The organism is Microbacterium sp. TWP3-1-2b2 (assembly GCF_049896145.1).
GTDB lineage: Bacteria > Actinomycetota > Actinomycetes > Actinomycetales > Microbacteriaceae > Microbacterium.
The window spans coordinates 1-26,518 of record NZ_JAFCTS010000001.1 but is presented as its reverse complement, the minus strand read 5'-3'; the positions used below and the strand labels follow the sequence as shown (position 1 = coordinate 26,518).

General features: G+C 66.9%; 22 protein-coding genes and 1 tRNA gene. 10 read left to right on the top strand and 13 right to left on the bottom strand.

Annotated features, from left to right (window positions below; all coding sequences use genetic code 11):
- The first annotated feature begins 64 nt into the window (after positions 1-64).
- The 4 genes from ACP7AR_RS00115 to ACP7AR_RS00100 all read left to right on the top strand — a co-directional run bounded on the left by ACP7AR_RS00115 (position 65) and on the right by ACP7AR_RS00100 (position 7,493).
- On the top strand, positions 65-2,986 hold the full coding sequence (locus ACP7AR_RS00115; protein WP_426181164.1) for a DEAD/DEAH box helicase family protein: 2,922 nt from the start codon (positions 65-67) through the stop codon (positions 2,984-2,986).
- Positions 2,987-3,081: 95 nt separating this feature from the next.
- Entirely contained in the window at positions 3,082-4,059 is a 978-nt protein-coding gene (locus ACP7AR_RS00110; protein WP_426181162.1) for an AAA family ATPase, read from the top strand.
- Position 4,060: 1 nt separating this feature from the next.
- Positions 4,061-5,272 (top strand): DUF58 domain-containing protein, encoded by a 1,212-nt coding sequence (locus tag ACP7AR_RS00105; RefSeq protein WP_426181159.1) that lies wholly within the window; start codon positions 4,061-4,063, stop codon positions 5,270-5,272.
- Positions 5,259-7,493 carry a transglutaminaseTgpA domain-containing protein gene (locus tag ACP7AR_RS00100; RefSeq protein WP_426181156.1) on the top strand — a complete coding sequence of 745 codons (2,235 nt, stop codon included), beginning with the start codon at positions 5,259-5,261 and terminating at the stop codon, positions 7,491-7,493. Before ACP7AR_RS00105 ends, ACP7AR_RS00100 begins: the two co-directional genes overlap by 14 nt.
- A gap of 54 nt (positions 7,494-7,547) precedes the next feature.
- Here the strand turns inward: ACP7AR_RS00100 and ACP7AR_RS00095 are convergent, their stop codons facing one another.
- Positions 7,548-8,444 carry a rhodanese-related sulfurtransferase gene (locus tag ACP7AR_RS00095; protein WP_426181154.1) on the bottom strand — a complete coding sequence of 299 codons (897 nt, stop codon included), beginning with the start codon at positions 8,442-8,444 and terminating at the stop codon, positions 7,548-7,550.
- A gap of 111 nt (positions 8,445-8,555) precedes the next feature.
- Between ACP7AR_RS00095 and ACP7AR_RS00090 the strand changes: the two genes are divergently transcribed.
- A tRNA-Ser gene (locus ACP7AR_RS00090) sits at positions 8,556-8,643 on the top strand.
- A 118-nt stretch (positions 8,644-8,761) separates the two neighbouring features.
- On the opposite strand, the gene ACP7AR_RS00085 is transcribed toward ACP7AR_RS00090, so the two are convergent.
- From ACP7AR_RS00085 to ACP7AR_RS00050, 8 genes are all read right to left on the bottom strand, one after another.
- Positions 8,762-9,364, bottom strand: coding sequence for a GNAT family N-acetyltransferase (locus ACP7AR_RS00085; RefSeq protein ID WP_426181152.1), 603 nt, complete (start codon positions 9,362-9,364; stop codon positions 8,762-8,764).
- Between the two features lie 10 nt (positions 9,365-9,374).
- Positions 9,375-10,028 carry a phosphatase PAP2 family protein gene (locus tag ACP7AR_RS00080; RefSeq protein WP_426181150.1) on the bottom strand — a complete coding sequence of 218 codons (654 nt, stop codon included), beginning with the start codon at positions 10,026-10,028 and terminating at the stop codon, positions 9,375-9,377.
- Positions 10,029-10,061: 33 nt separating this feature from the next.
- Positions 10,062-11,291, bottom strand: a complete 1,230-nt coding sequence (locus ACP7AR_RS00075; protein WP_426187551.1) for a multidrug effflux MFS transporter — start codon at positions 11,289-11,291, stop codon at positions 10,062-10,064.
- A 196-nt stretch (positions 11,292-11,487) separates the two neighbouring features.
- Positions 11,488-12,642, bottom strand: a complete 1,155-nt coding sequence (locus ACP7AR_RS00070) for a cystathionine gamma-synthase (RefSeq protein WP_426181147.1) — start codon at positions 12,640-12,642, stop codon at positions 11,488-11,490.
- Positions 12,643-12,705: 63 nt separating this feature from the next.
- Positions 12,706-14,088, bottom strand: a complete 1,383-nt coding sequence (locus tag ACP7AR_RS00065) for a cystathionine beta-synthase (protein ID WP_426181145.1) — start codon at positions 14,086-14,088, stop codon at positions 12,706-12,708.
- A 40-nt stretch (positions 14,089-14,128) separates the two neighbouring features.
- Entirely contained in the window at positions 14,129-15,106 is a 978-nt protein-coding gene (locus ACP7AR_RS00060; protein WP_426181142.1) for a carbohydrate ABC transporter permease, read from the bottom strand.
- Positions 15,103-16,242: a carbohydrate ABC transporter permease gene (locus tag ACP7AR_RS00055; RefSeq protein WP_426181139.1), complete on the bottom strand. Its 1,140-nt coding sequence runs from the start codon at positions 16,240-16,242 to the stop codon at positions 15,103-15,105. Before ACP7AR_RS00055 ends, ACP7AR_RS00060 begins: the two co-directional genes overlap by 4 nt.
- A gap of 103 nt (positions 16,243-16,345) precedes the next feature.
- Positions 16,346-17,665 (bottom strand): ABC transporter substrate-binding protein, encoded by a 1,320-nt coding sequence (locus tag ACP7AR_RS00050; RefSeq protein ID WP_426181136.1) that lies wholly within the window; start codon positions 17,663-17,665, stop codon positions 16,346-16,348.
- Positions 17,666-17,936: 271 nt separating this feature from the next.
- On the opposite strand from ACP7AR_RS00050, the gene ACP7AR_RS00045 reads away from it, so the two are divergent.
- On the top strand, positions 17,937-18,941 hold the full coding sequence (locus tag ACP7AR_RS00045; protein ID WP_426181133.1) for a LacI family DNA-binding transcriptional regulator: 1,005 nt from the start codon (positions 17,937-17,939) through the stop codon (positions 18,939-18,941).
- A 55-nt stretch (positions 18,942-18,996) separates the two neighbouring features.
- On the opposite strand, the gene rplL is transcribed toward ACP7AR_RS00045, so the two are convergent.
- From rplL to ACP7AR_RS00030, 3 genes are all read right to left on the bottom strand, one after another.
- Positions 18,997-19,377, bottom strand: a complete 381-nt coding sequence (gene rplL, locus ACP7AR_RS00040) for a 50S ribosomal protein L7/L12 (RefSeq protein ID WP_426181131.1) — start codon at positions 19,375-19,377, stop codon at positions 18,997-18,999.
- Between the two features lie 49 nt (positions 19,378-19,426).
- The gene (gene rplJ / locus ACP7AR_RS00035; RefSeq protein WP_259063949.1) at positions 19,427-19,915 is read right to left on the bottom strand and encodes a 50S ribosomal protein L10; all 489 of its coding nucleotides are present in this window, start codon (positions 19,913-19,915) and stop codon (positions 19,427-19,429) included.
- Positions 19,916-20,169: 254 nt separating this feature from the next.
- Complete coding sequence (locus ACP7AR_RS00030) at positions 20,170-21,960, bottom strand: glycoside hydrolase family 15 protein (protein ID WP_426181128.1); 1,791 nt, start codon at positions 21,958-21,960, stop codon at positions 20,170-20,172.
- A gap of 76 nt (positions 21,961-22,036) precedes the next feature.
- Between ACP7AR_RS00030 and ACP7AR_RS00025 the strand changes: the two genes are divergently transcribed.
- Positions 22,037-23,401, top strand: a complete 1,365-nt coding sequence (locus ACP7AR_RS00025; protein ID WP_426181125.1) for a glucose-6-phosphate dehydrogenase — start codon at positions 22,037-22,039, stop codon at positions 23,399-23,401.
- An 88-nt stretch (positions 23,402-23,489) separates the two neighbouring features.
- A complete protein-coding gene (locus tag ACP7AR_RS00020) occupies positions 23,490-24,170 on the top strand; it encodes a YqaJ viral recombinase family protein (protein WP_426181122.1) in 681 nt (226 codons plus the stop codon).
- Between the two features lie 25 nt (positions 24,171-24,195).
- Here ACP7AR_RS00020 and ACP7AR_RS00015 read toward each other — a convergent pair whose 3' ends face one another.
- Positions 24,196-25,083, bottom strand: coding sequence for a LysR family transcriptional regulator ArgP (locus ACP7AR_RS00015; RefSeq protein WP_426181119.1), 888 nt, complete (start codon positions 25,081-25,083; stop codon positions 24,196-24,198).
- A 70-nt stretch (positions 25,084-25,153) separates the two neighbouring features.
- On the opposite strand from ACP7AR_RS00015, the gene ACP7AR_RS00010 reads away from it, so the two are divergent.
- Complete coding sequence (locus ACP7AR_RS00010; RefSeq protein ID WP_426181116.1) at positions 25,154-25,771, top strand: LysE/ArgO family amino acid transporter; 618 nt, start codon at positions 25,154-25,156, stop codon at positions 25,769-25,771.
- A 100-nt stretch (positions 25,772-25,871) separates the two neighbouring features.
- Positions 25,872-26,438 carry a dihydrofolate reductase family protein gene (locus tag ACP7AR_RS00005; protein ID WP_426181113.1) on the top strand — a complete coding sequence of 189 codons (567 nt, stop codon included), beginning with the start codon at positions 25,872-25,874 and terminating at the stop codon, positions 26,436-26,438.
- The last annotated feature ends 80 nt before the right edge of the window (positions 26,439-26,518 follow it).

The window sequence follows — 26,518 nt, the reverse complement described above, 5'->3', positions numbered from 1 at the left end:
CGGCGGAGACACGAACACACGCCGGATAGGCTCGACACCACGGCATTCGAGCGACTGGGGGCATATGGGTCTGTCCTCAGATGCTGCCCCGTTGGCGTCGTGGCGCTTCACCGGGACCCTGCGCACATATCAGGCGGAGGTGCTCGACCGTCTGGCTCCGGGGGGAAGCGGGCCGTTGCACGTCGTGGCACCGCCGGGCTCCGGCAAGACGCTGCTGGGTCTGCTGCTCGCCGCGCGAGAGGGGCACCGTGCACTCGTGCTCACCCCGACGAACACGATCAGGCGACAGTGGATCCGTGCCGCACGCGACCTGGCGCCGCAGCCGGAATCGGTCTCCGACGACCCCGCTCACCTGGCCGATCTCACGGTGCTCACGTATCAACTGCTCAGTGTGACCGGCGACGGCTCACCGTTCGAGGATCTGGCCCTTTCCGCCTGGATCGATGAGCTGGTCGCGGCCGGACGCAGCGAGGCGGACGCCGCCACCTGGCTCGCAGAGCTCGCGGTGGACAACGCGTCGGCGTATCGCAGCGGCATCCGCCGGCGGGTGCGTCGCCTGCGCGGGCGATTCGCCAGGCAGCGCCCGGATGAGCTGGCGAGCGTCCTGCATCCGAACGCGGTCGCGCTGATGGATTCGATCGTGGATGCCGGAATCCGGACCATCGTGCTGGACGAGTGTCACCATCTGCTCGATCACTGGGCGCTCGTGGTCGCCTACCTCGCCGGGCGCATCCGTGAGAACGGCGGCACAGTGCTGCTGATCGGGCTCACCGCGACACTGCCGTCACCGGATGACGAGTCGGAGTTCGAGAACTACGACCAGCTGCTCGGCGACGTGGACTACGAGGTGCCAACGCCGGCCGTCGTCAAGGAGGGCCACCTCGCGCCGTATCGCGATCACGTGTGGTTCACCGAGCCCACCCCTGCCGAGGCGACGTTCATCCGCCGTCACGAAACCCTGTTGCACGAACTGATGTTCCAGGTGCTGTCGCCACCGGACGGGATCTCCTTCCTCGAGGCTCAGATGCAACCAGGCGGTGTCGGTGGGCAGGACGATGCGAACGAGGATCCTCTGATCCGACTCGACCGCGCACTCGCCGAGGACTTCACCCTCACGCGCTCGTGCGCTGTGGTGCTGCGCGAGATCGCGCCGCAACATCCTCTCGCCCTCCCTCTGCCGACCGCGCTGTTCGACCGCTGCACGACGGATGACCTTCTCACCGTTCTCGCTCGCTTCGCGCACACCCGCCTGCTGGCAGGCCCCGAGGCCAGGGCGCAGTGGGAGTATCTGCGACGTTCTCTCTCCGACTTCGGGTACCACCTCACCGATCGGGGAATCAGACGCGGGCGCAACCCCGTCGAGACGACGCTGGCGTATTCCGCGGCGAAGGATCATGCGGCCGTCGACATCCTTCGGCTGGAGGTGAAGAGCGCCGACGCCGACCGAATCCGCGCGGTGGTCGTGACCGACTTCGTCGTCCATGGAAATCACCGCGGCCAGGCCGGCGATGACGCGGCCGGCGCATTGCGCGTGTTCGACCTGCTCGCGCACGATCCTGTGACAGCCGCGATGCGGCCGGTGCTGATCACCGCGGAACACCTGCGCGTGCGCGAGGCGGACGCATCGGCACTCGCAACCGCGCTGACCGCACTGCTGGGCGCGCAGGTCGAGATATCTGACGGTGTCGGCGCGGTTCGTGCCCTTCGGGTCCCAGGCATCGGCAGCGGTCGGATCGTCGCCGCCGTGTCCGAGCTGATCCGGCGCGGAGATGTCCGGGTGCTGGTGGGAACGCGGGGTCTGCTCGGCGAGGGCTGGGACTGTCCCGCTGTGAACACGCTCATCGACCTGACAGCGGTCGCGACCTCGTCGGCGACGCAGCAGCTGCGCGGCCGCACCCTCCGCCTCGATCCTGCCTGGCCGCAGAAGGTGGCCCATAACTGGTCCGTCTCGTGCCTGATCCCCGCCGATGTGGCGCTCGATGACCTCGCGGAGCCTCGCCGCGTGCGACGCAAGCACAGCCATCTGTGGGGACTCGACGCCGACGACTCCACCCGCATCGTCGCCGGTCTCGAGCACGCGCTGACCACCGACGCGGCGGGTGCGCTGGATCGCGTGCTGCGCAAGGACAGCACCGCGACGATCGAAGAGCTGAACGTGCTCAGCACATCGCCTCTCCCGCCGCGAGCCCAGACGCACGCGCACTGGCGGGTCGGTGACCCCTACGTGCCCCGCGAGCGAGAAGCCGTGTCCCTGGGCAACGGCCTGCGCGCGTCCTCGCTTCTGCGCACTGCACCGACCCTCGTCGCACGCGCACCGATGAGGCTCGTTCTCGGCGCCTTGGGTGTCGGCACCATGACGGCGATACTGAGCGAGACCGGCGTCATCTCCATCGCCCCAGCCGCAGGTCTCGCCGTGGCATCGGCGGGCGGCCTGCTGATCGCCGCGGCGCTGAGCGCGCCGGCGTTCGTCCGATCGTTGCGCACCAGCGCACGGCCTGAGGGCGTCTACCTCGGCGCGGCAGTCGCCGTCGCCCGCAGTCTGCACGAGGCACGAAGGATCGGCGAGATCGATGAGAGCACGATCACCGTGCGCACCGAGGCGCGCGGCTCCGAGCGGGTCCGCATCGAGGTCGGCGGGAGCGAGTCCGATCGACGGATCGTCGCCGATGCGCTGGAAGAGCTGTTCTCGCCTGTCCGCACCCCGCGTTTCCTCCTGCGCATCGACCAGGGCGCCGCGGGGAGGTTCGGCCCGTCGGCCTGGCTCGCCGACCGTCTCTCCCCCGGCCGGACTCTTCTTCCCGTGCCACGCATGCTCGGGCGGCGCCGGGCCGACGCCGAGCGGTTCAGCGAGCACTGGGCGCGCTGCGTCGGCAGCTGCTCACTGCACGAACTGAACGGTCTCGAAGGGGCGGCCCTCCTCCGCATCGCCCGCAGCGCTCCGAGCCGACTCGATCCGACATCGCCGCGCACGCGGATCTGGGGGTGACACCGATGCGGACGGGGAATCCGTCGGCGCGGACGTCGCTCACGAGGGTTACGATCAATTCACGCGCACAGAAGCGCCTGGGCGAGAGGTAACGCATGGACGACACCGGACCCGAGATCACGGCCGAGCAGTTCCGGACGCAGACGTCCGCGATCCTGGAATCCGTCGGCGAGGTGATCGATGGAAAGCCCGACGCGGTCCGTAGCGCGCTGGCCTGCCTGCTCGCCGAGGGGCACCTTCTCATCGAGGACGTTCCCGGCGTCGGCAAGACGATGCTCGCCCGAGCGATCGCAGCGAGCGTCGACGCCACGGTGCGTCGCATCCAGTTCACTCCTGATCTGCTGCCTGGCGACGTCACCGGCGTCTCGGTGTACAACCCCGTCGACCGTGAGTTCGAGTTCAAGCCGGGTGCGGTGTTCGCGCAGATCGTGATCGCCGACGAGATCAACCGCTCGTCCCCGAAGACACAGTCCGCGCTGTTGGAGGCGATGGAAGAGGGGCAGGTCACGGTCGACGGCCGCACGCACCCGCTCCCCGATCCGTTCCTCGTGGTCGCGACCCAGAACCCGCTCGAGATGGAGGGCACTTACGCGCTTCCCGAGGCGCAGCGCGACCGATTCATGATGCGCATCTCGATGGGCTATCCGGATGCCGCGGCAGAAGCCCTCATGCTGCGCCAAAGAGACAGCGTCAATCCGCTCTCCGCGATAACCCCGGTCGCGAACGCACTCGCGATCAGGCGCCTGATCGGTTTCGCTCGCGCCGTGCACGTCTCGCCCGCCGTCGAGGAGTACGCCGTCGCACTCTCGCAGGCCACCCGTACCGACCCGAGTCTGCATCTGGGAGCCAGCCCGCGAGCGACGCTGCAGCTGGTGCGCGCAGCCAAGGTCTGGGCCGCCCTTGACGGGCGCGAGTTCGTGATCCCTGACGATCTCACCGCTCTGATCGTGCCGGTCTTCGCCCACCGCCTGCTCCCTGCCCGCGGGGTGCACCGTGCAGGGGCGCAGCCGGTGGAGGCCGCGCTCGCTCAGATCGTGGACCGCGTGCGCGTGCCGCTGGCAGCCAGATTCTGACGTGAGCCCCGCCGTGCCTCGACGTCGCGTTCTCACTGGCAGGGGCGTTGCCGCGCTCCTGGCCGGTCTGCTGTTCGTGATCGCGGCGAATCTGGTGGCGGCGCCCATCCTGCTCTACGTCGCGATGCTGCTGTTCCTGCTCGTCGTCTTCGCCGTGCTCGTCGTGCACGTCCCTCGGCGCGGCGGTCCGGTGACGCGGCGCATCTCCACCGACCTGCTCACCGTCGGTGAGGAATCCCAGGTGGCGGTGCGCTTCGATCTGCGCTCGCTGCGCATTCCGCACGGCATCTGGCGCGACCGCCTTCCTCCAGCGGTGTCCGGCGACGCCACGGGAGAGTTCCCCACCGACAACGGCACCAGCATCCGCTACGCGATCACGGGTGTGCGCCGCGGCGTGTGGGCTGTCGGCCCGCTGTCGCTGCACACTGTCGACCCGTTCGGATTCGCGCAACGCGTGCAGGAGTTCGGCGAGACCCGTACTGTCACCGTCGTTCCGGAGGTCGTGCCGCTCGCCCCGCTCAGCTCGAACATCGGAGCAGCCGGCGGCACCGCTCACACATCGACGACCAGACTCGGGCAGGGCAGCGACAATCTGTCCCCTCGGCGCTATGTGTCCGGCGATTCGATGCGCCGCATCCACTGGCGGGCCACAGCCCATCGCGGAGACCTCATGGTGCGCCAGGAAGAAGAGGAATCCAGCCCGGATGCGCTCGTGGTGCTCGATCGCACGGCCAGACGGTGGGAGCGTCAGGGGCCGTCCGTCGACCCTGCCTTCGAGGCCGCCGTCTCCGCCTGTGCATCGGTGGCGCTTCACCTCGTGCAGGAAGGCTACAGCGTCGATGTCCTCGACTCGGCAGGAACGGTGCTCGGCCGACTGCGCGGTCACGAGGACGATCGGGACGGACTCCTCGTTGCGCTCGCGATGGTCAGGCCGCAGGGTGAGGCGCGCGACATCGTCACGCTGTTCGACGGCACCCCTCCGGGGCCGTTGGTGCTGATCACGGGACGCATCGATGAAGAGGATGCAGCGCTGCTGCGCCATGTCGGGGCCTCGGCCCCCATCCTGCTCATGACAGACCCGCTCCCCGGCGCGAGCGAAGCGGCTTCTCGATGGGGATGGTCCTCGGCGTCGCTCGCAGAGGACATCGCCGGGGCATGGGAAGACGCCCTCCCTGCACGTATGGCGACGGGAGGCGGTCATGTCACCCGCTGAGGCGCGCCGTGCACCATGGACCGAGGCCCTCGCGGCCGCCGAGCGTCGAGAGCGCTCGCTGGCGATCGCGCTGCTCTCCGCCTGCGCGGGATTCGTCGCACTGTGGCCCTACACGTCGGTCATCGCGGCCGGCACCTGGTCGTTCGTGAGCGTCGCCGTCATCATCGTCGTCGCAGCCACTGGCGCCGTTGTGCGCTATCTGGGCGCTCGCCGTCGCGGACGGGACGCCCTGGCTCTGCTCGCTCAGGTGGTCGTCGCGGTGTGCGCTCTCACCTCGATACTGCTGCCGCAGACGGCGGCGCTCGGGATCATCCCGACCGCATCGACGATTCGCGCGCTGACTCCGCTCACCGCCGACGCGCTCGAGCAGGTGCAGTTCGGTACTGCGCCGCTCGACGACACCCTGCCGCTTCGCACCATGATCGCGATCGGGTTCGCGGTGATCACGATCCTCATCGATCACCTGGTCTCCCAGCGTCTCGCGCTGCTCGCCGTGATCCTGGTCGCCGCGATCGGTGCGACGCCGACGATCATCTCTCTCGGAGATGCCAACATCCCGTGGTTCGTGCTGCTGGCGGTCCTCACCCTGTTCCTGCTGCGCCACAGCACCCGTCACGACCGCCGCCGCGCACGCCGAGCGTCCGCCGGAGTCGCACTCGGTGTAGGAGCAGCGGCTATAGCCTGCGCCCTCGTCGTCACGCCGGTGCTGCCCGTCTCGGCCAACTGGGTCGGCGCCGGTACGGCGGTCGCGCTCAATCCGTCGCTGCGTCTCGGCGACGACTTGCGCCGTCCGACGCCCACCGACGTCATCACGCTGGCGACCACCGCCGCAGCCGCTCCGTATCTGCGCATCGCGACGCTGTCGGGGTTCGACGGACGCGTGTGGCACGCGGATGAGGGTGACACCCAGCCCCTCACCGACGGCTTCGGAGACGGTGAATGGGCGGACGACATCGCCGCGGCGGAACGACGCACCTCGATCCGCGTCGTCGGTGTCTCAAGCTCCTGGCTGCCGGTGCCGTATCCGGCGACGAAGGTCGCCGGCACCTCGACGGGCTGGGAGATCATGCCGGGCAACCGCACCGTGGTGTCCGAGACGAGGGATGCGGCAGGCGAGGACTACACCGTGACGGCGGCGACCGTGCAGCCGACGCTGGAGCAGATCCGCGCCTCGTCCACCGAGCTGGGCCCAGATGACGAGACGCCGTCGGAGGACCTCCCCAGGGTGATCACCGAGACAGCACGCGAAGTGACAGCGGACGCCGAGAACGACTACGACCGTATGATCGCGCTGCAGGCGTGGTTCCGCTCCGGCTTCACCTACTCGCTGGATGCCCCGGTCGACGGCGGCTTCGACGGTACGGGGGTGGACGCTGTCGCAGAGTTCCTCGAGGTCCAATCGGGCTACTGCATTCATTTCGCCGGTGCCTTCGCCTTGATGGCGCAGTCGCTCGATCTGCCTGTACGGATCGTGGTCGGTTACCTTCCCGGTCGGCTCGCGGATGAGAAGCGCGGCGACGAGTTCGTGTACGTGGTCAGCAGCGACCAGCTCCATGCCTGGCCGGAGGTGCGCTTCGAGGGCATCGGCTGGGTGCCGTTCGAGCCGACGGCGTCACTCGGCGTGCCGACCGCGTTCCAACCCGCATCCGTCGAGGGGGATTCGACCACCGGTCCGACGACCCCGGCACCGAGCGCGGCACCCACGACGGCTCCGACGAGCGGGGCGGAGCTGGACGATGAACTGGATGACTCCTCTGCCGCCGGCGGCGGTTCACTGCAGCGGCTCGACCCCCTGCCGGTGATGCTCGTGACCGCCGGGGTGCTGCTGGTGCTGTTGCTGCCGGCGCTGATCCGACTGTTCGTGCGGATGTGGCGCCGCTCACGTGCGCGCGACGGCGATGCCGTCATCGCGTGGCGGGAGCTGCGCGCCACGCTGACCGATCTCGGTCTGCCGGTCTCGGACGCGGACTCGCCGCGTGCACGGGGCCTGGGGCTGATCGAGCGCGGCGCAGACGCTGAGGCGGTGCACGCCCTGGTGGACGCCATGGAGCGCGCGAGCTACGCGCCCCGCCCGGAGCGGGCGGGCGACCTCACTCCGGCGCTGTCACGGGTCAGCGCCGACCTGCATCATCAGGTCGACGCGCGCTCCCGCACCGTGGCGTTCCTGCTGCCGCGCTCCCTGTTCGCACTCGACACGTCGCGTGTCGCTGCCTATTCGTGATCGAGACCACCTCGTGGTCGAGGCCGTCCCGCCGGGAAAAGCGCATCGCGGACTTCAGGCCATCGCGGCCGCATGCTCAGCGCAGTGCACGGCATCGCACGCCTCGCAGACGACGAACTGGCTACGGCAGGCGGCATCCGGGCAGTTCGCCGTGCGCTTGGTCTGAGCACCGCAGCCGACGCACGTGCCGATCACGGCGGTGTGGTCGCTGAAATCCACCGAGCCTCGCTTGTCGAACACGTAGAGCGAACCCTCCCACAGACCGTCGTCCCCGAAGCGCTCCCCGTAGCGGACGATGCCTCCCTCGAGCTGATACACCTCGCCGAACCCGCGCGCGGTCATCAGGCTGGACAGCACTTCGCAGCGGATCCCGCCGGTGCAGTACGTGACGACGGGTTTGCCTTTGAGATCGTCGTAGGCGCCGGAGTCGAGCAGCTCGACGAAGTCGCGGGTCGTCTCGGTGTCGGGCACGATCGCGCCGCGAAAGCGACCGATCTCGGCCTCAAGCGCGTTGCGCCCGTCGAAGAACACGACATCGTCGCGCGACTGCACGAGCTCATGCAGCTCGTCAGGGCTCAGCCGTTCGCCGCCGCCGACGACCCCGTTCTCATCGACCTGCAGCTCGCCCGGTGCACCGAAGGACACGATCTCGTCGCGCACCTTGACGCTGAGCTTGGGGAAGTCCACGCTGAGCCCTGCGTCATCGAGTCCTGTGCCCTCGCTCCATTTGATGTCAGCAGTCTTGAAGGCCGGGTAGGAGCGGAACGAGCGCACCCACTTCTTGAGTGCCGGAAGGTCGCCGCCGAGTGTGCCGTTGACGCCGTCCTTCGAGATGATCACCCGACCGCGCAGTCCCAGAGCCTCACCGATGTCGCGCTGCCACAGGCGGATCGCCTCGGGATCGGCGAGCGGCGCGAACGCGTAGAAGAGGACGATCTTAGGTGTGGCCACCCTGCGATTTTACCGGCGTCTGCCCGCCGAGTCCCGTTTCCCGCTCATGGCGCCGATCCTGGCTGGCACAGGCGGCTCCGGCGATCGGATAGACTGTTCAGGTTGTTCCCTGGTGACGTGTCCGAGCGGCCGAAGGAGCACGCTTGGAAAGCGTGTGTTGTGCAAGCAACCGCGGGTTCGAATCCCGCCGTCACCGCCAAATGCCTGAGGGGTCCCGCGCCAGCGGGGCCCCTCAGGCATTTATCTTGTGCTGGGGATTCGGGGAGGAGGAGTCGCGTAGCGACACCGACGGAGTCCCGCCGTCACCGCCGAACGTCTCAGCCGGTGAAGCGCTCCCCATAGCTTCGCGAACCCTCATCAGAGGGCAGACGCTCCATTCCGAGTCGTTCATAGAAGGCCGCCGCCCCCACGTTCGCAGGGTTCATGCCGAGGTGGAGCCCCTTCACTCCGCGCCTGCGAAGCTCGGCGAACAGCGTCTCGATGAGCCTTCGCCCCAGGCCCTGTCCTTGAGTCTCAGGCAGCAGATCGATGTGAAGATGCGCGGGGTACTGTTCCGTGTGCGGATTCTGCCCCGGACCGCGCCGATACCCGTACTCGATCATCTTCTCCTCCGGACTCTCCGGTGCGTCTCGGCGAGGGAAGCGCTCTGCGAACTGCGGCCACCACTCGTCGCGAAACCATCTCTCGAACGCGTCGGTGTCATCCGTCGCGACGATGTAGCCGATCGCGCGACCGTCGTCGGCTTCGACGATCCACGCGAGATCCGGATGCCGCTCGACGTACGGCACTGCGAACAACAGCCCCCAGAGGTCGTCGTCGCTGAACATGCCGGTGGCGTCGCCGCCGGCATCCGCGGTCTTCAGGCAGATGTCGAACATCGCCGAGCGATCCTCGGGGCGGTACGGACGGATGCTGGTCACAGCCGGCTCCTCATGATGTCAGGGGGTCATCGGTCGTGTGCTTCGACAGCGCGCCGCTCGGCGACCGCACCCACGTCAGCATGATCGCACCCACGATCAGCACAGTGCCGGCGCCGACCAGCATCCCGCCGATCGTGTCGGTCAGCCAGTGCACAGACAGCAGCGTGCGCGAGAACGCCATCGTGAGCACCCAGAGCACACCGAGCAGCAGCACCCACAGGCGCGGGACCAGCAAGATGGCGATCACCGCGATCGTGGCGGCGTTCGCCGTATGCCCTGAGGGGAATGAACCGTAATCGGAGAGCACGAGCATCCCTTCGGGCCTGGAGCGCCCGAACAGGAGCTTGAGCAGTTGCACCACCGCGACGCTGGCCAGCAACGACACAGCCACGAACAAGGCGGCGCGCAAGCGCCGCGTGAGAAGAAGCACTGCCAGGACCGCAAGCGGAACCAGATAGGTCGCGACCCACCCGCCTCCGACGACGTTCATGAACTCCCCGAACCGCACCATGGCCGGGCTCTGGATGCCGGTCATCAGCTGGTTCCAGCCACTGTCGATCGCCGAGGGAATATCGGGGCCTGGCGCGGTCATCGCCGCACCGAGGGCCAGCGCAGCGAGCAGCGCGCCGATGCCCCACCAGAGCAGTACCGGTCGTCGAGTCATCCGCCCATTCTCACTCATGCGGGGGCCGGACGGCTACGGTGTGAGCATCCCGACCGTGCGCGGACGCACGATCAGCCACAGTGCGAGCGTGCCGACGACGGCGCAGCCGACCATGACAGAGGCCATCGTGGTCGCGGTTATGGCGGAACCCGCTGAGATGAGTCCGACGATCGGTGAGATGATCGCTGCGATGCCGTTGTTGCTCGCGCCGAGGATCGACGCAGCCGTGCCGGCGGCCTTGCCGTGCCGGTCGAGTGCGAGCACCTGCACGCAGGGGAACGAGAATCCGCAGGCCGTCATGAACACGAACAGCGGGATGACGGTACCCCAGAACCCCAGTCCGAGTTGGTCGCAGACGATGATCGCTGCGCCGCTGAGCAGCAGTACCGCGGTGGAGAACGCGAGCACCCACTGCGGGCCGAACCGTGCGGCGAGCCGCGATGCGACCTGCACGCCGAGCACGACCCCGACCGAGTTGGTGGCGAAGAGCCAGCCGTACTGCTGGGCGTTGAGTCCGTGCGTCTCCTGGAACAGGAACGGAGAGGCGGAGAGATACGAGAACAGGCCGGAGAAGGTCATACCGCCGATGACGAGGACGCCGAGGAACACACGGTCGCTGAGGACGCTGCGGTATCGCTGCCACATCGTCGTGCTGCCGCGTTCATGCCGTCGCTCCTTCGGGAGCGTCTCAGGGATGAAGAGCAGTGCTGCCAGGAACATGACCGCACCGTAAGCGGCGAGGACGACGAAGATGCCCCGCCACGGCATCACTCCCAGCAGCCACGATCCGATCAGGGGCGCGACGACGGGTGCGACGCCGGAGACCAGGGCGAGTCTGGAGAGCATGACCACGAGTCGGCGACCTCCGAACAGGTCGCGCACCACCGCCATCGCGACCACGCCGCCCGCAGCAGCACCGATGCCCATGACCACACGCGCACCTCCGAGCAGCAGCAGATCGGGGGCGACGGCTGCCGCGATGCTCGCCAGCACGTGCAGCGCTGTCACCGCGACCAGCGGGACACGGCGGCCGACCTTGTCCGACAGCGGACCGACGACGAGCTGACCGACCGCGAACCCGATCATCGTGCCGGTGAGCGTGAGCTGAATCGCCGCCGACGTCGTCTGGAAATCGGATTCCAGCAGCGGGAACGCAGGCAGATACAGGTCGATCGTGAACGGTCCGAGCGCCGTGAGCGCACCGAGAAGGATGATGTACAGCACCCGGCGGCGATGCGAGATCGCATCACCGGGATGCAGCATGATCGGCGCAGTCGCCGGATTCGGGCCGAGCACCCGGATCGCGCCAGTGGGCGTGCTGGTGCGGATCGTGCCGGTGATGGCGCGGATGCTGCCGGTCGGCGTTCGTTCGGGATCGGAAGTGGGCACGTCAGACGGCGATGAATCGTTCAAGATCCCTCAATGCTACTCGCGTCCCTCCCCTGTATCGGAGAGTCGCTCAGATGCTCAGGCGAGCCAGCCCCTGCTCGAGGTCTGCTATCAGGTCAGACACGTCCTCGATGCCGACAGACAACCGCACGACGTTCTCCGGCACGGCGAGAGCGGTGCCGCGCACCGAGGCGTGCGTCATGTCCGGCGGATAGCCGATCAACGACTCGACGCCGCCGAGCGACTCCGCAAGCTGGAACAGCTCGGTCGATTCGGCGAAGGCGCGCGCGGCGTCTGGACCCGCGGCGAGCGCGAGCGACAGCATCCCGCCGAATCCGCTCATCTGCCGCGCGGCGATCTCGTGGCCAGGGTGCGAGGCGAGTCCTGGGTAGAACACGGTCTCGAACTCGGGGCGTGCCTGCGCCCACTCGGCGATGGCCTGGGCGTTCTCGCTGTGCTGGCGCACCCGAACCGCCAGGGTCTTGATACCGCGCGTCGTGAGCCAGGCATCCAGTGGTGCCGAGACGGCGCCGACCGCGAACTGCTGGAACTTCACCTGGTCGTGGAAGCGGTCGTCGGCGAACACGACGGCACCGCCGAGCACGTCGGAGTGACCGCCGAGGTACTTCGTGGTCGAGTGCACGACCAGGTCGGCGCCGAGCGCGAGCGGGCGCTGCAGCGCCGGTGAGGCGAAGGTGTTGTCCACGACCACGACAGCGCCGGCCGCGTGCGCGATCTCGGCGGTCGCGGCGATGTCGACGATCTTGAGCAGCGGATTGCTTGGCGTCTCGAGCCAGACGATCTTGGTCTCTGGTCGCAACGCCTGGCGGATCGAGTCGGCATCGCCGAGTTCGACGGTGGTGGTCTCGATGCCCCAGGGCGCGAGCACCTTGGTGAGCAGCCGGTACGTGCCGCCGTAGACGTCGTTGCCGAGCAGCACATGATCGCCTGGTTTGAGGATGCCGCGCAGCAGTGCGTCCTCCGCCGCGAGCCCTGATGCGAACGACAGTGCGCTCGCCCCGCCCTCGAGCGCGGCGAGCTGCGTCTCCAGCGCGCTGCGGGTCGGGTTGCCCGCCCTGTTGTACTCGTATCCTTCACGGAAGCCGCCGATGCCGTCCTGCACGTGCGTCGAGGCCTGATAGATCGGCGGGATGATCGCGCCGGTCAGCGGGTCGGGCGCTTGGCCTGCGTGGATGGCACGGGTGGCGAAGGAGTGGTCGGACATGCCCTCAGCCTACGTCCGCCCGCCTCGGCGTCCGCTCCTGTTACGCGTTGTGACCCGGGGGGCTCAGCGTGCGAGGTAGGCGAGCAGGTCCTGGCGGGTGAGCAGAGTGTGCGGTCTGCCGTCGATCGTCACCAGCAGCGCGTCGGCATCGGCGAGTGCTGCGCGCGCCTGGTCGACAGAGGCGTGGATGCCGATGAGCGGCATTCGCGCGCCGACATGAGCGCCGATGGCATCAGTCGGCTTCGCCTCGCCACGGAAGAGCAGATCCAGCAGGCCGCGTTCATCGACCGTGCCGACGACCTCGCCCATCATCACCGGCGGCTCCGCGCTGAGCACGACGAGCTGAGACACGTCGAACTCGGTCATCATGCTGATCGCGTCGAGCACGGTGTCGCTGGGGTGCGCGTGCACGAGGTCGGGGACGGCGTGCGGTCCCTTTCGCAGAGCGATGCGCGCCTCGAGCACATCCGCCACCGTCTCGCCCTCTTCGACGTCGCTGAATCCGTACGAGCGCATCCAGGAGTCATTGAATATCTTCGAGAGGTAGCCGCGACCGCCATCGGGCAGGAGCACGACCATCACGGCATCCGCAGGCAGAGTCCTGGCCACGCGCAGCGCGCCGACGACGGCCATTCCACTGGATCCGCCCACGAGGATGCCCTCTTCACGGGCGAGCCGACGCGTCATCGCGAACGATTCGGCATCGTCGACCGCCACGATCTCGTGCGGCACGGCGGGGTCGTATGAGCCCGGCCAGATGTCCTCCCCCACCCCCTCGACGAGATACGGACGACCGGTACCACCCGAGTACACGCTGCCTTCGGGGTCGACGCCGACGATGCGCACGCGATCGTCTGACACCTCGCGCAGGAACCGACCGGTGCCGCTGATCGTGCCGCCCGTGCCGATGCCCGCGACGAAGTGCGTGACCTGGCCGTCCGTGTCGCGCCAGATCTCTGGTCCGGTGGTCTCGTAGTGGCTGCGCGGGCCGTTCGGGTTCTCGTACTGATTCGGCTTGAAGGCCCCATCGATCTCCTGAACGAGCCTGTCGCTGACGCTGTAGTACGACTCGGGGCTGTCCGCCGGCACCGACGTCGGCGTCATCACGATCTCGGCGCCATATGCGCGCAGCACATCGATCTTGTCCTCGCCGACCTTGTCCGGCAGCACGAACACGCACGTGTACCCGCGCTGCTGCGCCACCAGCGCCAGTCCGACGCCGGTGTTGCCGCTGGTGGGTTCGACGATCGTGCCGCCGGGGCGCAGTTCACCCGATGCCTCCGCCGCATCGATGATCCGCTTCGCGATGCGATCCTTCGAGGAACCGCCGGGGTTGAGGTATTCGAGCTTGACCAGAACCGTGCACGACACGCCTTCGGTGACGTTCTGCAGTTTCACGAGGGGCGTGTCGCCGACGAGGTCGGCGATGTGCTCGGCGTAGTCCATGCTCCCAGGGTACGACCACTGCCTTGTTCGCAGGGCTGTGTTACCCCTTCGTCGAACCCGCCAGCAGACCGCGCACGAAGTACCGCTGCAGGGCGAAGAACACGATCAGCGGAACGATGATCGACACGAACGCACCGGCCGTGAGCAGGTGCCAGTCGTTTCCTCGCGTTCCCGTGATCTCCGCCAGGAGCTTCGTGATCGGAGCCGCGCCGCCGTCGGCGAACACCAGAGCCACGAGCAGGTCATTCCACACCCATAGGAACTGGAAGATCGCCACCGACGCGATGGCCGGCATCGTCAACGGAAGAACGATCCGGAAGAAGATCTGCCCGCGAGATGCGCCGTCGACGCGTGCGGCCTCGATGATCTCACCAGGGATCTCCGACATGAAGTTGTGGAGCAGGTAGATCGCCAGCGGCAACGCGAACATGGAGTGCGCGAGCCAGACCTGTGCGTACCCCCCGGATGCGCCGAGCGGCAGTGTCAGCTGCAATCCGAACAGGTTCAGACCTCGCGAGAAGGTGCTCAGCAGGGGGACGAGCGCCATCTGGATGGGAACGATCTGCAGAGCGAAGATGAAGATGAAGAGGAAGTTGCGCCCCTTGAAGTCGATCCATGCGAACGCGTAAGCGGCCATGGAAGCGATCATCAGCGGCACGATCGTGGCGGGGATGGTGATCGCGATGGAGTTGACGAACGACTCGATCATCGTCAACTGGGTCGTGCCTGACTGCAGCACATCGACGTAGTTCTCGCCGGTGACCTGCGGGTTCAGGAAGAACTCCCACCATCCACTGGTGAGGATCTGATCCCGGGGACGGAACGAGGAGATGAACAGCCCCAGAGTCGGGATCGTCCACAGCACCGCGATGATGATGGACGCTGCTGACGCCCACGGCCGCGACAGTTTCTTGCGGGTGCGGCCTGCCGAGGCGTTGAGTTTGCCCCCCGTGGTTATCGCACGCGTGCTGGTAGGTGTGGAGCTCGTCACAGCGTTGGACTTCATCGTGTCGCTCATCGGATCTCCCGCTGCTTCTGAATCTGGCGTGCGTTGTAGATGACGATCGGCAGCACGAGGATGAACAGGATCACGGCCAGCGCGGCGCTGCGGCCCGCCTCGAATTTCGAGAACTGCGTGTACATCTCATTCGCCAGCACCGACGTCTCGTAGTTTCCGGCGGTCATGGTCCGGACGATGTCGAAGACCTTCAAAGACGCGATAGAGATCGTCGTCAGAACGACGATGAGCGCTGGGCGGATTGCGGGGACGGTGACGGAGATGAAGCGCTGCCAGGCGTTCGCTCCGTCGAGCTCAGCCGCCTCCAGCAGCTCCATCGGCACGCCCTTGATCGAGGCCGAGAGGATCACCATCGCGAAACCGGTCTGCACCCAGATCAGCACGACGATGAGGAACAGGGTGTTCCACGGCGGATTGAGCAGGAACTGCTGCGGCTCTCCCCCGAACCAGACAAGAATCTGATTGAGCAGACCGATCTGTTCGTACTGCGGGCCGCGGTACTCGTACATGAACCGCCAGATGATGCCGGCGCCGACGAAGGAGATCGCCATCGGCATGAAGACGAGGACCTTGTAGATCTTCTCCCCGCGGGTGCGGTCGATGAAGACCGCGTAAGCGAGTCCGACGATGGTCGACACCGTCGGCACGATCAGCACCCATACGATCGTGTTGACCACGACGCGTATGCCGTCTGGCTGCCCGAAGATCCACGTGTAGTTCGCCAGTCCCACGAATGTTTTCCCGGACGAGTTCATGAACGATGCCACCATCGTCTGCAACGACGGCAGGACGAGGCCCACCAACAGGAGCAGGAACGCCGGTGCCATGAAGGCGACGAGCTGGATGAGATATCCCTTGCCTGCCTTCGACCGGTAATCGAGGAGGAAGAACACCGCTCCCACCACGACCGCGACACCCATAGCCCAGTAGTAGGAACGGAAGAACCACATCACCGCCAGCGGGATCAGCAGGCACATGGCCAGACGGATGATGGTGTACATCGTCCCCGTGCGGGGTGCGACGTCGACAAGCAGCAGGATGATGGTGACCACCAGCCCGAAGGCGATGACGACGGCCACCGCCTGCAGGACCGGCGGCAGCGAGCCGATCCATCCGAAGAATTCGATCGCGGTCACGGAGTCCCCTTTACAACAGCATGCAGATCATCAACGGTTCATGCCCCGTCGCATGGACCGGGAGCGGGCGGGCCGCCTGAGATGGCGGCCCGCCCGTATCGGGTCAGCCCGCAGGCCAGCCCGTCTCGATCTGCTCGAGGACCTCATCGGTGGAGGTGCCATTGACCCACGCGACCATGCCCTTCCAGAACGTGCCGGCTCCGACAGCACCCGGCATCAGGTCGCTGGCATCGAAGCGGAACGTGGTGTCGGGGTCCTGCAGGATCTTGATGGTCTCCTGGAGGATCGGGTCTTGCGCGGCGTCGGGCTCGAGCCCGTTGTTCGCCGACGTGACGCCGCCGAGGCTGACGCGACTGTTCGCCCACTCAGGGCTGGACAGGTAAGCGAGCACCTTCTGCGTGGCCTCGCTGTCGCTGAATGCGCCGACGATCTCGCCTGCACCAGTCACGGCCTTCTCATCCGCGCTCTCGCCTGGAAGCATGAAGGCCCAGACGTCACCGTCCTCGGCGATCTCCGTGCCCTCGGGGTAGAAACCAGAGAGGAAGGACGCCTGGTGCGTGAGTGCGCACGAGCCGTCCGCGACCTTGGGTGCGACGTCGCCGAACGCCGTCGAGTTGATCGAGCGCACGTCGCCGAAGCCGGCGTTGACGTTCGCCGGGTTCAAGAGGATCTCGCCGACCGAGTCGAACGCCGTCTTGATCTGCGGGTCGGTGAATGGCACCTCGTTGGTGACCCACTGGTCGTAGACGTCAGGGCCGGCCTGTCGCAGCACGTAGTCCTCGATCCAGTCGGTGCCCGGCCAGCCTGTCGCCGTGCCGGATTCGAAACCGGCGCACCAGGCCGGAGTACCGGTGGCTGCTTGGATCGTTTCGGTCAACGCCGTCAGATCTCCCAGCGTCTCAGGGACCTCGACGCCCCATTCGGCGAACTTGGTCGGGGAATACCAGATCCAGCCCTTGACGTTGGCCATCAGCGGCGCACCGTAGAAGGTGTCCTCATAAGTGCCGTAGTTGACCCAATCTTCGGTCCAGTACTCGTTCGCGTTCTTCTCGACCTCCTCCGGCGCAGGCTTGAGGAAGTCGCGCGAAGCGAAGTCGGCGAACAGACCCGGCTGAGGGAAGATCGCGATATCGGGCGGATTGCCGCCCTGTGCGCGAGTACCGAGCTGCGTCTCGAAGTCCTGGCTGCCCTCGTACTTGATCTCGATGCCGTTCTCCTCAGCCCAGTCGGCCCACGACTCCTGCAGGAGTTCGGCCTCGGCGTCGACGATGGTGCCGTAGATCGTGACAGTACTGCTTCCCCCATCGCCGCCGTCGTCGCCCCCCTCGGGCGCGCCGGGAGCCCCACACCCCGCGAGCGCGAAACCCGCCGCGCCGATCAGGGCCAGCGGCGCGAGACGCCGATTACGCTGTGACAGTCCCATGTGACTTCTCCTCTTCGAGTTCACGTCCCCATGCGTGCCGCCTGCCCGAGAGCGAGCGGATCGGGAACCGATTCCAGGCCAAACCTACTGGCCAGACCGGCCCCGGCACAATGGGCCCAGATCACAAGCTGACAACCTTTGAACGCACTCGCCCGATGGACATGGGAGCGCTCCCTCTCCCGTGACCTGGAACCGGTTCCCTTCGCAGGAGAGTCGGACTACGCTGTGCACGGACGCACGGCGGTTCGCGTTCGGACATCGAGGAGGATGCATGAGCACGATCGCGGACGTCGCGGCGCGTGCGGGCGTCTCGAAGGCCACCGCGAGTCGCGCATTGAGCGGACGCGGCTACGTCTCGGACGAGACCAGGGAGTCGGTGTCACGCGCCGCGCACGAACTCGCGTACGTCGCTCATTCCTCTGCGACGAGCCTCGCCACAGGGCGCACCCTGACGATCGGCGCTGTCGTGCCGACGATCGGTCGCTGGTACTTCTCGGAACTGCTCACCGGCGTGCAGGACGCCCTGCTCGCACACGACTACGACCTCGCCCTCTACGGCGTCCCCGACGGCTCAGCCGCTCGAGATCGGATCTTCGACGTGGTGCTTCCGCGGCGAAGATTCGACGGCATCATCGCTGCAGGGATCCAACCGCGAAGCCGTGAGCTGGACAGGCTGTCCGGCCTCGAGCGCCCACTGGTGACCATCGGTCCTTATCACCCGGGTACGAGCTCGGTGTCGATCGATGACGCCGCCGCCGCTCGTATCGCGACGGAGCACCTGATCGACCTCGGCCACACGGCGATCGCCTTCATCGGCGCGGGCGAGGACGACTCTCGTGCGGGATTCGGAGATACTCTCCGCCTGAAGGGCTATCGCGAGGCGATGGATGCCGCCGGGCTCAGCGACCGTATCAGTGTGAGCCCCGCTGCGAGCGACATGCCCAGCGGGTACCAGAGCGCGGTCGATCTCCTGGGCAATCGGCGCACTCGCCCCACCGCTGTGGTTGGGGTATGCGATGAGACAGCGATCAGCGCGATCATCGCCGCACGACGGCTCGGCATCGCCGTACCCACCGAGTTGAGCGTGGTCGGAATCGACGACCATCAGCACGCCGAGATGTTCGCCCTGACGACCATCCGGCAGCAGCCGCGAGAGCAGGGGAGGCAGGCTGTCGACCTGCTGCTGCGCCAGTTGGAGCGACCTGCAGCAGACGTCGAGCACATCGTGGCGGCATCCGCCCTCGTCGTTCGCAACTCTTCCGCTGCCCCGCGCTGACGCAAGAAGACCCCGGGCAGAGCCCGGAGTCTTCTTCACACGCGTTGAGACGCTGTTACTTGAGGGTGACGGTCGCGCCGGCAGCCTCGAGAGTCTCCTTGGCCTTCTCGGCCGTCTCCTTGTTGGCGCCCTCGAGGACGGCCTTGGGAGCGCCGTCGACGACAGCCTTCGCCTCGCCGAGGCCGAGCGAGGTGAGCTCGCGGACGGCCTTGATGACCTGGATCTTCTTGTCGCCGGCAGCCTCGAGGATGACGTCGAAGGAGTCCTTCTCCTCAACCTCTTCAGCAGCGCCTGCGCCACCGGCGCCGGCAACGGCGACGGGAGCAGCAGCGGTGACGTCGAACTTCTCCTCGAACGCCTTGACGAACTCGCTGAGCTCGACGAGGGTCAGGTCGGCGAACTGCTCGAGCAGCTCCTCAGTGGTGAGCTTAGCCATGATGTGTCTCCTAGATTGATGGGGTTTGTGAAACGAGATCGCCGGTCGCTCACGCGGCCTGTGCGGTCTCCAGCTTTTCGCGAAGCGCGTCGATGGTCGCGGCAGCCTTGCCCATCGTCGCCTTCATCATGCCCGCAGCCTTCGCCAGCAGAACCTCACGGCTCTCGAGCGAGGCGTACTTGTTGACCTCGTCAGCGGTGAGGGTGTTGCCCTCGAACACGCCGCCCTTGATCACGAGAAGCGGGTTGGCCTTGGCGAAATCACGAAGAGCCTTCGCGGTGGCGACGAAGTCACCGTGCACGAATGCGACGGCCGACGGACCCTTGAGGTCGTCATCCAGCGCAGAGATCCCAGCCTTGTTGGCGGCGATCTTGGTCAGCGTGTTCTTCACCACGGCGTACTCAGCGTCCTGACGGATGCTGTTGCGCAGCTCCTTGAGCTGGGCAACCGTCAGACCGCGGTACTCGGTCAGCAGGACGGCGTTCGAGTTCTCGAATGACTTCGTGAGCTCGGCAACCGATGCATCCTTCTGCGCCATGGTCACTCCTTGGTGGGTACGAGATGCCGCACGGTGGTGGGGCATCGACCTCGACCACCCCACAAGCCAAACAAAAAAGCTCCGGCGCAAGCGCACGGAGCTTTGAGAACAGTTCGTGACACCTGCGCGGGCCCCTGCTGAGCAGTGCTTCGATCATGTTGTGCTTTCGCACATCACGATGACCGGCGGTCTTCGGTTGCTCCAAGAATACGGCATCCGACCTCGTCCCCCAAATCGAGGGCGGCGTCGGCTGCTCAGTGACGGTCGGCGGCGCGGCCGGCGTGCCCGGCGAGCGCGTCTGCCGCACGGACCAGCGCGAGGTGCGACAGTGCTTGAGGAGTGTTCCCGGCGTGCCTGGCCCCCTCTACGTCGTACTCCTCGGAGAGCAGGCCGATATCGTTCGCAAGTGCCACGAGTCGCGACATCAGCTCCTCGGCGTCGCGCTCCCGACCGCTCGCGGCATACTGTTCGACGAGCCAGAAGCTGCATGCGAGGAACGGATGCTCTCCCCCTTCGAGCCCGTCCACACCGCTCGTCGTGCGATAGCGCATCAGCAGTCCGTCCCGAAGGAGAGTGCGCTCCATCTGCGCCACCGTGCGGGTCATCCTCGAGTCATCCGCTGCGCAGTACCCGACCTGCGGCAGAACGAGCAGCGATGCATCGACCTCGTCGGATCCGTAGTGCTGCACGAAGTAGCCGTCGGCGTGGACGCCGCGCTCATCGATCTCGGTGCGCAGCCGGTCACGCATCTCGGCCCACCGGTCTGCGTCGCCGGACATGGAATGCTCGCGCACAGCGCGGACTCCGCGATCGAGCGCGGCCCACATCATCACACGGGAGTGCGTGAACCACTGCTGCTCGCCTCTGATCTCCCAGATGCCGTTGTCCGGACGATCGATCCCGGCGATGACCCGTTCGAGAAGCGCGCGCTGCAGCGGCCAGGAGAACGCGGATTCCTCGAGTCCGGCGATACGCGCAGCCTCAAGAGCCACGAGCACCTCGCCGATCACGTCGCCCTGATACTGATCGACGGCGCCGTTGCCGACGCGCACGGGCGACGCGCCCTCGTATCCGGGAAGGCAGTCGAGCTCGCGCTCGGCGAGGTCGCGCTCCCCCGCGATGCCGTACATGATCTGCACCTCAGCCGGGTCGCCGGCCACGGCGCGCAGCAACCACAGTCGCCAATGCTGGGCCTCATGCAGGAAGCCGTGAGAGATGAGCACTTCGAGGGTCAACGCGGCATCGCGCAGCCACACGTACCGGTAGTCCCAGTTGCGCGATCCTCCGAAGTCCTCCGGCAATGATGTCGTCGCGGCCGCGACGATGCCTCCGGTGTCCCTGTTCGTGAGCGCACGCAGCACCAGGAGTGAGCGGACCACCGCATCACGGTGTGGTCCGTCGTGCTCGATTCCACTCGCCCACCCCTGCCACCAGGAGCGGGTTCTCGCTGCTGCGGCTTCGATGTCGAGCGGATCGGGTGCGCTCTCGTGTGAGCGGAACCATGTCAGTGTCAGCTCATGTCGCTCACCTTCGGAGACCGCCATCCGTCCGATGTGGACGTGATCGGAGGCGGAGAGTGCGACGCCGCGGACGATGATGGCGTCCGGCCCGGCCGTCGCCCTCAGCGCGGGCGCGGTTTCGGTTCCGACCTGCCTCACCCACGGCAGCGCGCGTGCGTAATCGAAGTGCATCCGCAGCTCGGTGCGCATTGCGACGGTCCCCGAGACGCCGATCACCCGTCGCACCACGTCGGTGCGGTGTCTGCTCATCGGCATGAACTCGTGCACCTCGGCTATGCCGTCGGCGCTCTCCCACCGCGTGACGAGCATGAACGTGTCCGGCAGATAATGGCGGCTCATGGTCGCCTCTTCGTCGATCGGCCGAAGCGTCCAGCATCCGTGGGTCGGATCTCCCAGCAGCGCGCCGAAGATCGACGGCGAGTCGAAACGCGGCAGGCAGAGCCAGTCGATGCTGCCATCGCGGGAGACGAGAGCCGCCGTGCGGCAATCACTGAGCAGTGCGTAGTCTTCGATCGGAGATGGCATCCGTCTGATTGTGGCAGTGACGGCGCCGACGATCCAGGCCTGTTGCGATCTCCTCGCGCCGACTACGGTGGGCCGTATGGCCGCGCACACGACACTCATGATCTTCGGAGCATCCGGCGACCTGACATCCAGGCTCCTGCTGCCGGCGCTGGGCCAGTTGTTGGTCACGGAGCCCACGCGCACGGTCCATCTGATCGGCGCCGGCATGGACGAATGGTCCGACGACAGATGGCGTGACGTCGTGCAGACCGCGTTCGCGTCTGCGGATGCCGAAGGGGCGATGTCTCGCGTGGAGACCGAGTACCACCTCGCCGACATCACTGCCGCAGACGACCTCGAGAAGCTGCTCGCCGGAAGAAAGGCGCCGCTCGCGCTGTACTTCGCAGTGCCGCCCTCCGTCGCCGCCGCCGCGTGCGATGCCATGGCATCCATCGACGTGCCCGAAGGCGTCGTACTGGCGCTGGAGAAGCCGTTCGGTGTCGATGAGGACAGCGCTCGGGCGCTCAACGAACGTCTCGCCCTGCTGGTGCCGGAGAGTCAGGCCTTCCGGATCGATCACTTCCTCGGCCGCTCGACCACGCTGAATCTGCTCGGAGTGCGATTCGCGAACCGGGTGCTCGAGCCGCTGTGGTCGGCGGCGGACATCGAATCGGTTTCGATCACTTATGACGAGTCCTTGGGCCTCGAAGGGCGCGCCGGATATTACGACCATGCCGGGGCGTTCGTCGACATGGTCCAGAGCCACCTCCTTCAGGTGCTGGCGGTGTTCGCGATGGAGGAGCCCGCGACACTGGACGAAGTCGACTTCCGTGCCGCGACGACGGCAGTGCTGCGCGCGACCTCGGTGTGGGATGACGATCCGGTGCACAACTCCCGGCGCGCGAGGTACACCGCCGGCAGTGTGGAGGGGCGGGAGTTCCCGTCGTACGCGGATGAGCCGGGCGTGGACCCGAAGCGGAACACCGAGACGCTGGGCGCGGCGACCTTCGAGGTGCGCAATGCCCGCTGGGCGGGTGTGCCGATCACGTTGCGCTCAGGAAAAGCCATCGGCGACCCCTCGCGCGAGATCGTCGTGCGGTTCCGTCCGGTGCGCCACGTCCCTGTCGGCCTCCGCGGCGACGCGGAGGGTGCTGTTCTGCGGTTCTCGCTCGGCACGGCCGAGATCTCCCTTGAGCTCAATGTCAACGGCGAAGCGGACCCGTTCGAGCTGGAGCGGACGACGATGTCGGCGCAGCTCGGTCCCGGCGCACTCCGGGCCTACGCCGAGGTGCTCTCCTGCATCCTCGATGCCGACCCTGTGCTCGCCGTGCGAGGCGATGCCGCCGAGGAATGCTGGCGCATCGTGCAACCGGTGCTCGATGCCTGGAAGGCCGACAAGGTACCGCTGGACGAGTACGTCGTAGGCTCAAGCGGTCCCGGCGACTGGCCGGCAGTCGACTGACGACCAGTCGCCGAAGACGGATGATCCTGACCGCCTCGGATCGGCGCGGCTGGTCTCGCTCGTCCGTGGTCGCGGGTAGCCTCGAATGGTGACTCCGGAACTTCAGGCTCGTATCGTCGCGGACTCCCGTGACCGGGTCGCCTGGCTCAGAGCACGGACCCGAGGAATCACCGCAACGGACGTCGCAGGACTCTCCGGAGAGAAGTCGATCATCCGCGCGGCCGATGCGAAGCTCGGAGGCGGTGCCCACTTCGGAGGCAACGCGTACACCGATCATGGTCGTCGCCGCGAGCCGGAGATCGCCAGCTGGGTCGCCGGCACGCACGGCATCCGTCCGTCCTCTGCTCTGTTCCGCGCAGAGTCAGAGCATCGCCACCTCGCCACCCCGGACGGCATCGTGCAGGATGCCGACGGCCGCATCCTGCTTGCCGAGATCAAGACCACGAACAAGAACTGGCGGACCATCCCCCGCACGTATCTCCGCCAGGTGTGGTGGCAGCAGCACGTGCTCGGCGCGGAGCGCACCCTGTTCGTCTGGGAGGAGCACGACAGCTTCCGTCCGATCCATGACGAGCCGCGATGCGTGTGGATCGATCGCGACGACCGCGAGATCGGACAGCTGGTCTCACTCGCGACACGCCTGATCGACGAGCTCTACCACCGCACCACCGGGCAGCGTCCGCCCTCCGCAGCGCTGACAGAGGCCGCCAGCCGCCGAGATGCCCTCCGCGAACGCGACGCGTTCCGCGCCCTCGCTCTGGCCGATTGAATCACAGCCGCAGGGCGGCGCTCAGTCAGTCCAGCACCGCAGCTGCCTCCGCGATGACCTCCGCGGCGATCGAATCCAGCAACGACGATCGCAGGTTCCACTGCTGCCAGTACAGCGGCACGTGGATCGGATCGCCGCCCAGCGGGAGCGCAGCTCCGGATGCCGCCGCATCCACTGCCTGCGAACCGGGCAGCATGCCCCACCCGAGTCCGAGCAGAACTGCCTGCGCATAGTCGTGCGACGCAGGGACGTAGTGGCGAGGAACGCCCCGCTCATCCAGCCCACGCGAACGCAGCCAGGTGTGCTGAAGCGTGTCACGCCGGTCGAAGTCGACGAACGGCGCATGCTGCAGTGCAGCCGCCGTGACGCCATCGGGGAACCACCGCTGCATGAACGCCGGTGTCGCCATCGCCTCGTAGCGGAGGACGCCGAGCGGTGCGACCGTGCATCCGGCGACGGGAGTCTGCTCCGACGTCACGGCGGCCATGACCTCACCTGATTCCAGCAGCCTGGCCGTGAAGGTCTGATCATCCCGGTGCAGATCGAAGTCGATTCCATGGGCATCCGCAAGCCGGGCGAGGGGTGCGAGGAACCAGGTCGCCATCGAGTCCGCATTGACTGCGAGAGGGATGCTGACGCGCTCTCCCGCTGCATCGAGGCCGAGCGCCGACAGCGCGTCGTGTTCGAGCAGTGCGATCTGACGAGCCATGCGCACAACAGACTCGCCGGCAGCCGTCGCCTTCGCCGGCCGTGCCCGCACGATGAGAACCTGGCCGAGCTGCTGTTCGAGACTCTTCAGGCGCTGGCTGACAGCCGAGGGCGTGATGTGCAGACTGCGAGCGGCCGCGTCGAGACTTCCGCCGTCCACGATGGCGGCGATCGTCGACGCCAGCTCCGGTGAGATTGCCGCCATGTAAGCCATGCTAATGCTTCGTTAGAACACTTCGCTGGTGCTTATGCCGACGCGCTTCTACTCTCGGAACGTGCTCTCGTTCTTCGCAGGCCTCGGCCTCGGTCTCTCTCTCATCATCGCCATCGGCGCCCAGAATGTGTTCGTCCTGCGCCAGGGCATCCGCCGCGAGCACGTCCTGGTCGTCGTCGTCATCTGCGCTCTGTCAGATGCGGTCCTGATCGCGACGGGCGTCGCCGGACTCGGCTTCCTGCTGGAGACTGTGCCGTGGCTGGTCGACGCCGCGCGAGTCCTCGGTGCGGCTGTGCTGCTCACCTATGGCCTGCTCGCGGCGCGACGGGCATGGCGCGGCGATGAGACCCTGCATCCGTCGGGAGATGAGAAGCGGTCGGGACGACTGGTCACCGCGATCGCGATCGCGTTCGCCTTGACCTGGCTGAACCCCCACGTCTACCTCGACACCGTGTTGATGCTCGGCTCGATCGCCGCGACGCACGGCGACGCACGATGGCTCTTCGCGGCTGGGGCGATCCTCGCCAGCATCGTCTGGTTCACCGCGCTCGGGTTCGGGGCCAGAGGCCTCGCCCGCTGGCTGAACACACCTCGGGCGTGGCGGATCCTGGATGCGGTGATCGCAACGGTGATGATCGCCATCGCCGTCAGCCTCGTGGCGCCTCTCTTCGGCGCCTGATGCGTCGCCTGTACGAGGTTCGTCGTACCCGCACACCGAGGTGAGGGTTCCGCGCGGCTCGGGGAAGTTCTAGACTCCTGCGCGAAGCGAAGGAGATGACATGCACACTCTGACGATCGACTTCATCTGCTCCCTCGACGGCTACGGCGCTGCCGTCGGCTGGCCCGGATGGTGGGGGATGGAGAGCCCCGAGTATCTCGAATGGCTCGAGCAGGAGCCGACCAAGGATGATCCCCTGCTGATGGGAGCGACGACGTATCGCGTGATGTCCGAGCTCACCGCGGGCGGCGAGCCTGGAACCGACGTGCTCAACGACATCAAGAAGTACGTCTTCTCGGCGTCGCTGAAGGCGCCGCTCAAGTGGGCCAACTCGACTCTCGTCGACACGGATGCTGTCGAGTACGTTCGCCGCCTCAAGGAGGAGTCGGACCGGCCGCTAAGAACGATCGGCAGCATCGCGCTGTGCCGTTCGCTCCTGGGCGCGGGGCTCGTCGACCGCTTCCGGGTCGTGATCTTCCCGGTGATCACCGGGGCGAGCGGTCGCGACCGCATCTTCGACGGTTATCCCGATGTGAGTCTCGAGCTCGTCGAGACGCGCACATTCGACCACCGCACTCAATTGCTCGAGTACGTTCCGACGGTGTTGGACGGCCCTCCGGGCAGGTGAGTTAACGCAAAATGGCCACCCTGCGTTGGGTGGCCATTTTGTTTAGAAGAAGTTCGGCGGTGTCCTACTCTCCCACAGGG

Excerpts from the sequence above, each read along its gene's own strand:
- ACP7AR_RS00115 (WP_426181164.1), top strand. The coding sequence starts at position 65 with ATGGGTCTGTCCTCAGATGCTGCCCCGTTGGCGTCGTGGCGCTTCACC.
- ACP7AR_RS00060 (WP_426181142.1), bottom strand. The coding sequence starts at position 15,106 with ATGAGCGACACGATGAAGTCCAACGCTGTGACGAGCTCCACACCTACC.
- ACP7AR_RS00030 (WP_426181128.1), bottom strand. The coding sequence starts at position 21,960 with ATGCCATCTCCGATCGAAGACTACGCACTGCTCAGTGATTGCCGCACG.
- ACP7AR_RS00110 (WP_426181162.1), top strand. The coding sequence starts at position 3,082 with ATGGACGACACCGGACCCGAGATCACGGCCGAGCAGTTCCGGACGCAG.
- rplL (WP_426181131.1), bottom strand. The coding sequence starts at position 19,377 with ATGGCTAAGCTCACCACTGAGGAGCTGCTCGAGCAGTTCGCCGACCTG.
- ACP7AR_RS00045 (WP_426181133.1), top strand. The coding sequence starts at position 17,937 with ATGAGCACGATCGCGGACGTCGCGGCGCGTGCGGGCGTCTCGAAGGCC.
- ACP7AR_RS00025 (WP_426181125.1), top strand. The coding sequence starts at position 22,037 with ATGGCCGCGCACACGACACTCATGATCTTCGGAGCATCCGGCGACCTG.
- ACP7AR_RS00050 (WP_426181136.1), bottom strand. The coding sequence starts at position 17,665 with ATGGGACTGTCACAGCGTAATCGGCGTCTCGCGCCGCTGGCCCTGATC.
- ACP7AR_RS00075 (WP_426187551.1), bottom strand. The coding sequence starts at position 11,291 with ATGCTGCATCCCGGTGATGCGATCTCGCATCGCCGCCGGGTGCTGTAC.
- rplJ (WP_259063949.1), bottom strand. The coding sequence starts at position 19,915 with ATGGCGCAGAAGGATGCATCGGTTGCCGAGCTCACGAAGTCATTCGAG.
- ACP7AR_RS00080 (WP_426181150.1), bottom strand. The coding sequence starts at position 10,028 with ATGACTCGACGACCGGTACTGCTCTGGTGGGGCATCGGCGCGCTGCTC.
- ACP7AR_RS00070 (WP_426181147.1), bottom strand. The coding sequence starts at position 12,642 with ATGTCCGACCACTCCTTCGCCACCCGTGCCATCCACGCAGGCCAAGCG.
- ACP7AR_RS00005 (WP_426181113.1), top strand. The coding sequence starts at position 25,872 with ATGCACACTCTGACGATCGACTTCATCTGCTCCCTCGACGGCTACGGC.
- ACP7AR_RS00015 (WP_426181119.1), bottom strand. The coding sequence starts at position 25,083 with ATGGCGGCAATCTCACCGGAGCTGGCGTCGACGATCGCCGCCATCGTG.
- ACP7AR_RS00065 (WP_426181145.1), bottom strand. The coding sequence starts at position 14,088 with ATGGACTACGCCGAGCACATCGCCGACCTCGTCGGCGACACGCCCCTC.
- ACP7AR_RS00100 (WP_426181156.1), top strand. The coding sequence starts at position 5,259 with ATGTCACCCGCTGAGGCGCGCCGTGCACCATGGACCGAGGCCCTCGCG.